Below are 12,611 nucleotides of genomic sequence, written 5' to 3'. Positions count from 1 at the left end.
CTTACGCAGTTCAATCATTTCTGCGTTAAGTGTACGGGCATTAGAGGGCGAATGAGCACCTTCGCCGATGTCAAGACTTCCATCTTTGACTTGTTTATTCCAGTTATAAATGGTATGTGCGGGTATGCCGAGCTCTTTTGCAGCACGTTGAACGCCAATTTCCTTACCAAGTTTAACTGCTTGGATTTTAAATTCCATGTCGTATTTACGTTGTTTTTTTGTTGCCATGTGGCACCTCCTTTGGGTTGTATTATATCACTACAAACTTCCTAAGAAAAGTGCCAACTATTATTATATTACATCACTTTCAATGGTCTTTCCGTATGCATACTTCATTTTTTCAAACACACGTAACCTATCATATATCTTATCAACGTCACTTTGAGGATTACTCTCATTTATTTTTTTTATCATCGTATGTAACTTTTTTGATTTGTCTTCCTCTGAATTATCATCCGGAAACATTACAGATGAATACATTACATTTATACCAAATTTTTTATAATATGCTTCTTCATTTGGATCATAATCATTTTCCACATCAAACAAATAAGCCGGTTGAAAATCATCATTTAATATATTTTTTACCCAACCAAAAATATGTTTTATATCAGGATCAGAAAAAGAATAGCCAAGAAATAATACCACCTTTGTCCCAACAAAGGATTTTACATAATTCTCAATTAACCGAAAATTTCTTGAATATGAATAATAATCATCTTCCTTTAACACTATGTTATCATGTATAAAATCACCATGCATTTTTATAAGTTCTTTCTCCCCTGATCTATACGCTAAATCCGAATCACAACTAATCACATCTAAAAAAACTGAATTATCCTCTGCAGCTCTTTCTATCAAATTGTCATAATTTGTCGTAATAATTGTGTGAGCATCAATTTTTATGATTTCATTATGTAATTCATTCGTTTCAATATCTTTATCCGCTAAGAGTATCTCTTTTATCAGTTTGTTGTATTCATTCTTTTCCCTAGCATTATAATAATATTGGGGAATTTTTAGTGTATCCACATTATCTACTTCTATATTCAAATGCTCGGCAATTTTATCAACAACTTCTTTCCACAATGGAATCCCCGAAGCTTTGGAAACCCCAGCCCCAACAAATATTACTAGCTGGCCTTCATCTCTAGCCTTTCTTAAAATTCTTATAGATTCATTATAATTGTTCTTAATTTTCTCATGAATTAATTTATTTTCATTTTTTGAACTTGTGTATTCATTTTTCATTCACATATACACGTATAAATGTTTAAATACTAAACACCATACTACTCCTTTTTTTCATTGTCAAAACAAATTGAAAAATAGTCCTTCCAATTTACTAAAAAGATACCACAATCCTCCGTCTTTTTCAAGAGGATGCAAGAATCTATATTAGATTTTTTGTTAGAATACAATTGGAATGAAACCCCTAGTTAAGTTCAGTCTACAGCACTAGAATTATATCTACGTAAATCAGTATTCATTACACATGAAGTTTTTTTTACTCAAATAATTAATTATCCCATAATGAGTTGTAATTATATATATAGTAAGCCCCCTACCATTCTTTACATTTCAATTCGCACATGGTCTATGAAAAAGGTTTTTTTACATTTTTGGCTCTCCTCCAAAACCTGGGGAACCTCCTCCATTTTCGGCAAGGGTTTGTAGCACTTTGCAGCAACACGAAATTTAGGAGAGCCAGCCAAATTAAGTTTTATTATTCATTATCGCTTCAATCTTGCTACTATCTCCCCAAACTGCTTTTGAATCATAAGGCCTATCTGGAAAAGCTCCGTACTTTAATTTTATTTTATATCCATTCTCTTTAATAAAGCGCTCAACTCTATCAGCTAGTCTCTCAGGTCTTCCTGTGCAGATATTAATTATACCTAAAATTTCATCCTGAGTTGTTGCTCTTACTACCTGTTCACAGAAATCCTCATAGTCAATAAAGTCAAACTGATTAAGTCCCATTGTAAACGGGAACTTTGTTTTTCCTTCAAACTCTGCAGCTGAAATTTTTGAAAAAATAGATGATCCGTATTTACTATTGCTCACAATGTAATATCCGCGAAGCCATTGGAAAAGTTTCCCCTTTTGTTTACAGAACATCGCAGTTAACTCGCGGAGAGCATTCTTACTTATACCGTACGGAGTCGTCGGATTACATGGTGTATCCTCTTTGATGCTTCCCTCAAAGAATCCGATTTCATGCATCGACCCCATAACAACTATCTTAGATACTTTAGATTCAGCAAACAATTTTATAAAATTATAGTGCTTCGGTATATCGTTTATGTGAGCATCCGAATAGTGAACAAAACCATCTCGCCAAGCGAGGTGCAGCAACACATCTGGTTCCTTAAAATATTCATAAGGATTATCTGTTATTAAAAAGAGGTCACATGCTATTCGTTCTGCTCTTTCATCCACATAGTCAACATTAAAATCAGCAGCTATTACATAGTGTCCGCAATCAAGTAAATGCTTAACTACCCCCTGTCCTAAATATCCATTTGCACCTGTAACTAAAATTTTCATATTATGGTTTCCCTCCAATCCCCGGATAATCTCCACAGTTTTCCAGTTTTTCATTCAATTTCCCATATTTAATTTGTATTTCTACTATTTTCTGCAGAGTTGCACAAGAACTCCCATCTTTAGTTGGTATTTATGAGTTTTTATCAAATATATACTCTTAACAGCCACATCTATACCATACAAAAAAGTACGGTATCTCCAAAAATGAAAAAATTATATATCAGAGGCAACAGATATGACTGCTAAAATTTCAAATAGCTTTAATCTCATCCAAATCTCATCTCTACACTAGTTATCCGAATCTATGACTTGCCTAAAACTATTTTATCACCGAGTATCATCTTTGCGTCTTCTGTAAAATCATTATCAAACCCACCAGACTGAAAAAATGTCAACTCTCCAAAATAGATTTTTCCAGATATATTATATAAATCAACTCTAATATGTGGAAAGCCAACGCACAATTTTTCAGCTATTGTAATCATTTCCTCATAATTTTTTGGTTTTAAATCTTCTAAATCCGCTTCATCAATATTTTCATAATATACATATGGTAGAAATTTCCAATCTCTATCCATATGATAATATCTTACCCCCTGTTCAGAATAGCGCCCTACACAAATCATAGTATTGTCAAACTTCCCATTAAAACACATCATTTTGTAATCATTGAGTTCTTTTCCAGAGTCATCAGACATATATACTTCAGCAATTATTCTTGGACGAATATTCTTATAAGCCCATTCTCTAGATTGCCAGTAAAAATTTGATTTTAAACTTTTATTTATCTTTTTCTTTGCCGCCTTTAAGTTTAATAAATCCTTATCTTTACAAATTACTATCCCGCCTGAATCATGTGTACATTTTAATACAAACTTTTGAGGAAGTTTAGAAAAATCTATATCTTCAAATCTTTCCCACACTCCCAATGTAGGTATAATATACTCATCACCAATTATATTTGAAACTATTCTTTTCACCTCATACTTGTCAACTAAATCCGAATAATAATCTTTTCTATCATGAAGTTTCAACCATTGGAGCTTTTCATTGTATGATTTCGGATTATCTAAATCTAATTTTTTATGAAAAACGCACCAATAAAGCATATTCAAATAACTACTATCATCCATCCAATTAAACCAACCATTTCTTCCAAGCGTGAATACTATGATTAATGGATTGTTAAGAATTTTAAGAATTTTTTTTGAAAGGCTCACAACCTGTACCTCCAATAATATTTTTTGATATAGATTTGCACAGTAAATGGTAGATAAAAGCTGATACTATTCCAAATATCAAAACTAATCCATAATATATATAATTTCCCTTATTTATTGATGCATTAGTACTTAAACTCGGAACATATGCAAGCAAAAACAAAAACAAATAATTCGTAAGGTACAATTCTAACGAATGTTTACCAACTATATTAAAAATCTTCCCTATTGTCATATTCTGTATAAGTTTAAACAACTCAGCTAATATCATAGTTGTACTAATCGCAGCAGTCCAATACCAACAAAGCCTATCCAAAAATAACTGACCTATTATAAATATCCCCACAAAGACCGGAATGCTTAAAACTGATATATTTATATTATTGTTTTTTTTATATGCAAGATACCACCCTACATAAAATGATGGAAGTCTTCGGAGACAAAACACAATGTTTTCTATAATAGAATTAGAATCACTTTCAAAAGAATGTAGACCCAAAATCATATTTAGTATTATCATAAATAAAACTAAAACCCATTTGTTTTGAACTGAAATAAATATTTTATTCCAAAAAGGAACAATAAAATATAAGGGAATCAACATAGCTATATACCACGTTCCAATATGTTTTGTCCAAAAGGAAAGCATAGTGAATCGAAACATAAATTCCATAGTACTTCTACTGTTTACGACAAAATCAAAAATCCAATATGGTCCCAAAATTACTATATATGGTATTATTATCCGGTTTAGTCTTCTCTTCAACCATTTTGAGTACCCCCCTTCAGTTGCTGTAGCATACCGACATGAATAAAACATTCCAAAACCGGACACCAAAAGAAATATGTCTACACCAAGGTTCCCATATACTAATATTTTAGTTACTATATTGGGCAACTCAACTTTTGCAACTACTGAATGACACAGCAGAATCATGATTGCAGAGATTCCCATAATTTCAGTACGCCATTTACTTATATCTTCTAAATCAAAATTCATCTTCCTTGGTATTCACCAACTTTCCCCAAAACTGTCGGAATATTATATATACAACAAAAATAATACTAGCACATACTACGTACCTTATAATAATCGTTTTATAAGATAAAAGAGCTAACATTTCCACTACAAACGATACTAAGCAAATACAGAAAATGATGTTATTCGGATAAATCATATTTTTTTTCTTTGTTAACTTCTTGTAAATTCTTGTTGCTATAGCCCCCTCAATCAAAGTAAGAATCACATATGAGACCAAGGTTGTATAAGCCGCAGCCTGATAGCCAAATGCACGTATAAAAACATAGTTTAGAATCAAATTGCTTATAGCTGCTACTATAGATGATATCATTATAACTTTAGTTTTTTTATAATATACAAGAATATTGGAATACATATTTGATACAGCAGTCAGTGAAACTCCCATTGCAATTGGTGGCATTATATATACAGCTTCAAAGTATTCATTAGTTGCAAGAATACGAACAATTTCTGGAGCCAAATATGTAAATACTACAGATATTAAACAATATATGATTAAAAGCAATGATGATATCTTACGTATATCATTGTGTCTGTCTTCATCATCAATATTTTTGAACAGATATGGAACAAATGACGCATTGATTGCATTCCACACTATCAATGATATAGAACTCACAATATATAACGTGCTATATATCCCAACAGCACTATTATTTACCATTTTACTAATCATTTGCCTATCAGATAAATCCAATATAGTTATCGCAATTGCATGCCCCATAAGTGGAATGCTAAGAGACAATGAAAACTTCCAATATTTCCATACAAATATTTTTTTCCCCTTAGCAAAAATATATATTAAAAAAATAAAAGCTGTACCATAAACAAAAATATAATTCGCCCATAATCTACCTGTGGCAGTGTTTTCATAACCGTTTTGAGTCATGAAAACAACAACCACCACACTAGCAATAGATGCTAGTATAGTAGTTATAATGGAAATAATTCCCGAAAGTTTATATTTATACTCAAATCTTTGTCTCGACATCCAAAAATCCTGTGCAGGTGAAACAAGAAAACCTATACACAATAGAAAACACAGCGAAGTAGGTAATCCAAGCAATTTACTCCAAAAGGCAGGAAACAACAAAAAAAGACCAAATATGACAATTCCCATAATCGTGGTTATAGACAAAACTGATGATTCGTATCCATCCTTGTCATTATTGAACTCTTTTAATGCAAGCTGATAACCACCTGATGTCAACGACAAGGTGGCGATAACACTTATCATTGAAAACCAGGAACTGTATATGTTGACAACTCCTATTTGATCTGATGACATTATTCTTGTAAAAATAGGTACAGTTATAATCGCCAAGCCCTTTGTAAATAAAGTTGCGATAGTAAATACAATTCCGGATTTTGCCCCATCAGAGAGGTTAGTATATTTACTTATCAATTTTTGAATCATTTATTCCCCACATCTTCTCATCACATATTTTAATCCATGCCATTGTTTCTTGATTATATCTTTTTATTACATGCGCTGGATTACCTACAGCAATTGAATACTCTGGTATATCGCTTGTAACAACCGATCCTGCTCCTATTATAGATTTCTTTCCAATCGACACCCCGCCAAGTATTACAACATTATTTCCAATCCAAACTCCATCACATATTGTTATTCCTTTAGAAATATCAAGATTATTGTCTAAATAATTATCTTTAATAGGTAATACACCATGATTATAATCAATAATAAAAACATCACTTGCTACAAGTACATTATTACCAATCTCTATTTTACCAGCACATTGAATAGTAAGATTTCTAGTGCAATGAAACGAATCTCCAATATACAAATTGGGATTTGATGCCAACTTTGCACCTTTATATTCATCTGTGCATAATAGATTTGAACCATCCCCCAAAACCACACCTTCACCGAAATGTATGTACTCAATATTTTGAAATACACAATCAGAACCCAAATGCAAGCTTGGATTTTGCGATATGATTATTGCCCTCTTCTTAAGATTTTTTATTTTTTTTGCAAAAAGAGTAATTATATCTCTAATAATTCTATACATATAGTACACCATGTCTTTACAGATTATCATCAATAAATTGCAGCAATTCATAAGGAAGTACAGTTTCCATATATTCATAAGAACTTGCCTTATGCTTAATAAATTCTATATAAAATTCAGCTTTTTTGTTTTGATCATATAAAATAATATTGTTTGTATTGTAAAAATGAGCTTCTTTAATATAACTATTATTTGTAATTAATTTCTTATTGAAAGCTATGCATTCCAATGCCCTGATTGTAAAACCTGTCCCCCCTTTTTGCATTATTTCAAGCATTGTATTACAGGACTTTATATGCCTCAGATTTTCAAAATACGAAAACTTCCTACAATAATGAATACCAGACATCTGTTCTTTTAACAATTCTTCATTAGTTGTTATTATATTAAAATCGCACTTCAATCCAAGTTCATTAAAAAATTCATATGCTTCTAATATCTCCGTAAGTCTATTCTTTTCCGCACCACAAAAATATATATCACTTTTCTCATCTAATTCTTTAATCTTACCAGCAATATCCGAATATACTAATGGATGATATAGCATCTTATATTTTTTACAATCATGATAATCAAATGATATTAACAAATCCATCTTTTCCCGAAACATATCGAAACTTACAGTGCGTTTATTACTACCTACTAAATCTTGATAAAACACAGCATATTTTGAATCAGGATATTCTTTCTTTAAATATTCAACAAAACCGTATGGAATATGATCTGTAAATTCTCCTGCCGAAAAAAACAAAAAACATATTGGTTTGCCATTATCAAAACAATTAGAATATAATCTCTTATTCCATATGTATTTCCACGGTAATTCTATATATTTTTTTATCCTTGGAGTCATATGTATCTTTCTTAATACTCTCATTGTTTTTTTTAATTTCCTTTGGCAAAATAACGTATCTAGGTACTGTGAATCATTTCTATGATTTAATTCATCATAACCCAAAACATAATAAGGATCATCAGATCCAAATACTACATAATTGTATTTCACTTCAACACTCCATTTTCATTAAGAATCTCCATACAGCCCGCAACAATAAAGTCATTTAATGATTCACATCGCATATAATCTAAGATGCAAGCCACTTTCTTTTTTCCGAATGTTTTCTTGCTTAAATGATTATTTGTAATCTTATTTATTCCTCGATAAAAAATATTCCCAGTTGCACTGCCACCAAATAATCTCAGATAATTATATATGTGTTTTTTTGAATAATTGTGAAGATTTTTCTCAACAAAGCCAGGAAGCAAAATATCCTCAGATCTTTTCTCATATGCTTCTAAAATGGAATTACATTCCTTTTCATCAGCAATTACAATTCCACTTCCATTTCTTACTATTGGGATATACTCTACACCAATCTTATCTTTTATTATTAATTTTATTAATAACCCACTATTCCAAAACTCATTATCTTCCACATCAAAGATAAAATTACCTTGACCATAAACAATAGTTTTTCCCTTATAATCCTCATATGCTCCAATACAATGACTATGTTGGCTTATAAATATATCCGCACCACTATCTATAGCTTTATGTGCAATTTTCTGCATTCGTGGAGTCGGATATCTATATTGCTCGATTCCCCCATGAAATAACACAACAAGAACATCACATGATTCTTTGATGCTTATTAGATGATCAAACGTTTCAAATATGTCAAAGGGATTTGCCCCCATGTTGTTTAACGTAGAGAACTCATTTTCACAACACGCATACATTGCAATAGTTTTTCCTTTTACATGTTTTTTTATTACTCTTGTTGATTCCTCGTAGGGATTACCCGCGCCAACATGCTGGATGCCATATGCGTCGAGCGTTTTTATTGTTGTTTCTAATCCATCTACTCCTTGATCCATAATATGATTATTTGCAATTCCAACAATATTAATTCCTATTTTCTTTATTGTTTTAATCGAGTCCACTGGAGCATGTAAATTTGGCCCCCACTTAACAATTGGTGAAGTAGCATCCGATAATGGAGTTTCAAGATTTATAACCCTCAAATCCGAATTTTTGAACAGTTCCCAACACTTATTTCCAATCAACCCCTCTATATCTTCATTTTGAAAAAAAACGTGGTTACCCTTAGTCGGTACAAAATCTCCGCCAATAATAATTGTTATTGATTCTTCATTCATTTTTTTTACTCCACTAAATAATTGATTATTAAACTAATTTTTTTGAAATAAGCTTTCCCCCGAAAACTTAAATTTTATCTTCTCCCCTAGTCATTTTTCATCCCAAATTTTCAGTTATTCTATTCTCTTTTACGCTTTTTTCGGAAAAAACTCAATATTTTCCCCCTGTTTCATTGGGACATCCTCACTTGCCTTAATTTTCCATGAAATAGAAGCAATTGCAAACAAAAAATGTAAATCATACCTAAATTCAAATCTTTCAGTAAATCCCATCAACGTATATGCTACTAGCATACAAACAATTACCAATGAAATTCTATTAATTCTTTTCTTTTTCTTGAATATTTTACTAAAGGAAAAAAACATGACAATATAAAAAAGAATAAATAAAATTATCCCTCCTTGCGTAAGTAAATCAAGACTAGTATTATGTGCCCACATTATTCCCCCCGTTTCATATTCAGGAGAAACAGTATAGTAATAATATCCATCCATACCATTTCCCATTCCTAGTATAAAATGATTACTAATAAGCTGATGCGCAGAATCAAATAATAAAGATCTTCCTGACAACGTCGGATCTTTTTTTAACAAAGTAATAATAATATATTGTACTGCTTTACTTCTAAATATAAATGTAAAAGCAATTTGAAATATGCTTAATACTATTAACAAGTTTTTCCAAAATTTAGCGCTAAATATTCTCTCAACTTTCTTTGACAAAAAAATTAAAGCCAATTCAAATAACACAATACAGACAAGAGAAGTGACAGAATGAACAACTATAATCGGAAAAATAGCTAATCCCACTGACATCATCAAGTCGATACCTCTAATTATTTTGATTTCATAGCATAGATTAGATAGCAAAAGCAAAGGAAAACTAAACATTGCAAAAGTATTCTTCGAAGTAAGAAAATAAAACGGCTGATTTCCCAACTGATTCTTTACAATAATTAATTCTCCAGGTGAAACAATCATAAAAAAATCGTTAATCAACAATAACACAAGAAAATACAAGTATGCGTAATATAAAAATGCATATATATCTTTCTTGCCATAATATTCTATAATATAATAAATTCCCAAAATAGATAGTGTAGTATTAATCCAACTGAAAATATTCAAATCACCAAGTGCAGAAGATATAAACAATGATAAGAAAAACAATAACAAAGAATATTTTACCAAATTGATTTTCAAATATGATCTACTGGCTCCAAGTACAATAAAACCAAAACATATCCCACAACGTATATACTTTACAAAATCATATAAGTATGAAAAAGGCTCACTGTACATTATTATCGATGGTGCAAAGTATAGAAGCAATATTCCCCAAATTGCTATCATTTTTCTAATTGATATTCTTCCATTACTTTTTCTTTTTGCTTTTTTCATATACATAATAATCCTGTTCTCTTACGCTCCTTCCAAATTGGCTCTTATCCAAAACATTGGAAACCTATTTCGGTTTTCCAAATTTTACCACTATCACGGACTTTACTTATAAAATAGCTCTTAATAGTCATCATATCTGTACCGTGCTATAATAGTTATCCGTTATTCTTCAGAAAGACAATAAAAACATATATTTAGGATGTAGCAGATATGACAAATAAAACATATATTTGCTTGGGCAGTTCCGAGCTCTATGACTTACTCTTTTCTTGATTGGACTCTCCTCTTAATCCCTTCTAAACAAATCTCTCGTATAAACCTTCTCTATACAATAATCCAACGCTGAGTCATACCTATTAGCAATAATAGCGTCACAACTCTCTTTGAATTTCTTTAGATCATTAACCACTTTCGATCCAAAGAACGTCGATCCATCTTCAAGTGTAGGTTCGTACACAATAACCGTCGCCCCTTTAGCCTTTATACGTTTCATGACACCCTGGATAGACGACTGCCGGAAGTTGTCACTATTACTCTTCATAGTCAATCTATATATTCCGACCACACATCTCTTCTCAATATCAGTTGCATAATCCCCTCTATTATAGTAGTCATAATAACCAGCTAGTTTAAGCACCCTATCAGCAATAAATTCTTTTCTCGTACTGTTGCTTTCAACAATCGCCCTAATTAAATCCTCTGGTACGTCCTGATAATTTGCCAACAACTGTTTCGTATCCTTAGGAAGGCAATACCCGCCATAACCAAAAGATGGATTGTTGTAGAAATCACCGATGCGAGGATCCAAGCAAACACCACGGATAATGGACTTTGTATCTAAACCTTTCACCTCTGCATACGTATCCAATTCATTGAAGTATGAGACACGGAGAGCTAAATATGTATTTGCAAAGAGCTTAACAGCTTCAGCTTCGGTCAATCCCATATGCAATACTTCTATATTCTTCTTCTCAGCCCCCTGAATAAGTAAACCCGCAAACTGTTCTGCTTTTTCTCTGTTCTTCTCATCTGTACCTACAATGATTCGACTCGGATATAGGTTATCATACAAAGCCTTTGATTCTCTAAGAAACTCCGGACTAAAGAGGATGCGATCTGTTCCAAACTTCTTCCTCACACTTTCTGTATACCCCACAGGTATGGTGGACTTAATAACCATCACTGCCGTGTCGGAAGAGCGAAGAACTAAATCAATAACAGATTCAACTGCGCTTGTATCAAAGAAATTCTTATTACTATCATAATTAGTAGGAGTGGCAATAATCACAAAGTCTGCATTAGCGTATGCAGTTGCTCCGTCGGTTGTAGCTGTAAGATTAAGCACACGAGATTTGGATTTGGATTTGGCTTCGGATAAGTATTTCTCAATGTATTCATCTTGAATAGGAGACTGCCAATTGTTCAACTTGTCGACCTTCTCAGGCACGATGTCTACAGCAGTCACCTCGTTATGCTGAGAAAGAAGAACTGCTAAAGAAAGACCTACATATCCTGTTCCTGCTACTGCTATTTTCATATTGTTTCCACTCCTTGCTTTTGATTCTCCTCCAAAACACGGAGAACCTCGTCTATATTTTTTTAGTTCCTCATCCCCATACCTATTAGTATGTCTACTATTTTTTTCTTCTCCGTCCTCATGTTTATTAGTAGTTCTACTCTTTTTTACGGGTTTGCACAAAGTCCCCCAGTTTTTCAGTAGTTTTCATGAGTTTTTCCAATTTATACTCTTAACAATCATATCCATACCGTGCTACAATATATAGCACGTTTTCTCCCCAAAAGAAAAAAATAATTAAAAATTTAGATGCAGCAGATATGACTACTAAAAAATATAAACAATATAATGGCTCAGTTGTCAAGACAAAAATTTAATATTTTTATAATGAACTGATATGTTGACTGGTTAAGTGGGAGAACACCGTGTTGTTTCTCCCCGGATTTATATTATGCGGCTGCTCTGGCTGCATCCAAAAGCATTGCCGGATAGTATACCTCAGCAGGACGTTTATTGTCGATTGCCTGATGGCATCGTTCAAAGTTATAGGTGTAGATATATCTTCCGATGGCTTCTCTCGCTTCTTTGAGATTAGCATACTCTGTGAGATATGCTTCCTCGTACTTGAAACTACGGAACCACCGTTCGATCATGATGTTATCTGCCCAGCGGCTCTTACCATC

Annotated in this window: 12 protein-coding genes; all 12 read right to left on the bottom strand. The window is 32.2% G+C overall.

Annotated features, from left to right (window positions below):
• Positions 1-228, bottom strand: a 228-nt coding sequence (locus tag L877_RS0106895) for a transposase (RefSeq protein ID WP_026835090.1), incomplete at its 3' end; no start/stop codon positions are given.
• 63 nt (positions 229-291) lie between these two features.
• Positions 292-1,251 carry an SIR2 family protein gene (locus L877_RS12520; protein ID WP_026835448.1) on the bottom strand — a complete coding sequence of 320 codons (960 nt, stop codon included), beginning with the start codon at positions 1,249-1,251 and terminating at the stop codon, positions 292-294.
• A 465-nt stretch (positions 1,252-1,716) separates the two neighbouring features.
• Entirely contained in the window at positions 1,717-2,550 is an 834-nt protein-coding gene (locus tag L877_RS0106885; RefSeq protein ID WP_026835447.1) for an NAD-dependent epimerase/dehydratase family protein, read from the bottom strand.
• 302 nt (positions 2,551-2,852) lie between these two features.
• A complete protein-coding gene (locus L877_RS0106880) occupies positions 2,853-3,770 on the bottom strand; it encodes an ATP-grasp fold amidoligase family protein (protein WP_026835446.1) in 918 nt (305 codons plus the stop codon).
• A complete protein-coding gene (locus L877_RS0106875; protein ID WP_026835445.1) occupies positions 3,745-4,770 on the bottom strand; it encodes an acyltransferase family protein in 1,026 nt (341 codons plus the stop codon). Before L877_RS0106875 ends, L877_RS0106880 begins: the two co-directional genes overlap by 26 nt.
• A complete protein-coding gene (locus L877_RS0106870; RefSeq protein WP_034785313.1) occupies positions 4,760-6,229 on the bottom strand; it encodes a lipopolysaccharide biosynthesis protein in 1,470 nt (489 codons plus the stop codon). The genes L877_RS0106875 and L877_RS0106870 overlap by 11 nt, the downstream gene beginning before the upstream one ends.
• Complete coding sequence (locus L877_RS13490) at positions 6,207-6,851, bottom strand: acyltransferase (RefSeq protein ID WP_156923008.1); 645 nt, start codon at positions 6,849-6,851, stop codon at positions 6,207-6,209. The genes L877_RS0106870 and L877_RS13490 overlap by 23 nt, the downstream gene beginning before the upstream one ends.
• Positions 6,852-6,867: 16 nt before the next feature.
• Positions 6,868-7,857 carry a WaaS/CpsH family glycosyltransferase gene (locus L877_RS13485; RefSeq protein WP_026835443.1) on the bottom strand — a complete coding sequence of 330 codons (990 nt, stop codon included), beginning with the start codon at positions 7,855-7,857 and terminating at the stop codon, positions 6,868-6,870.
• The gene (locus tag L877_RS0106855; RefSeq protein WP_051437729.1) at positions 7,854-9,011 is read right to left on the bottom strand and encodes a CapA family protein; all 1,158 of its coding nucleotides are present in this window, start codon (positions 9,009-9,011) and stop codon (positions 7,854-7,856) included. Before L877_RS0106855 ends, L877_RS13485 begins: the two co-directional genes overlap by 4 nt.
• A gap of 129 nt (positions 9,012-9,140) precedes the next feature.
• Complete coding sequence (locus L877_RS0106850) at positions 9,141-10,412, bottom strand: O-antigen ligase family protein (protein ID WP_156923007.1); 1,272 nt, start codon at positions 10,410-10,412, stop codon at positions 9,141-9,143.
• A 286-nt stretch (positions 10,413-10,698) separates the two neighbouring features.
• Positions 10,699-11,949, bottom strand: a complete 1,251-nt coding sequence (locus tag L877_RS0106845) for a nucleotide sugar dehydrogenase (protein ID WP_026835440.1) — start codon at positions 11,947-11,949, stop codon at positions 10,699-10,701.
• 428 nt (positions 11,950-12,377) lie between these two features.
• A partial coding sequence (locus tag L877_RS0106840) for an integrase core domain-containing protein (protein WP_156922991.1) occupies positions 12,378-12,611 on the bottom strand: 234 nt, incomplete at its 5' end.

The sequence above is a fragment of the Eubacterium xylanophilum ATCC 35991 genome (assembly GCF_000518685.1).
In the GTDB taxonomy this organism is placed as follows: Bacteria; Bacillota; Clostridia; order Lachnospirales; family Lachnospiraceae; genus Eubacterium_F; species Eubacterium_F xylanophilum.
This window is presented reverse-complemented; position numbering and strand designations above follow the sequence as displayed.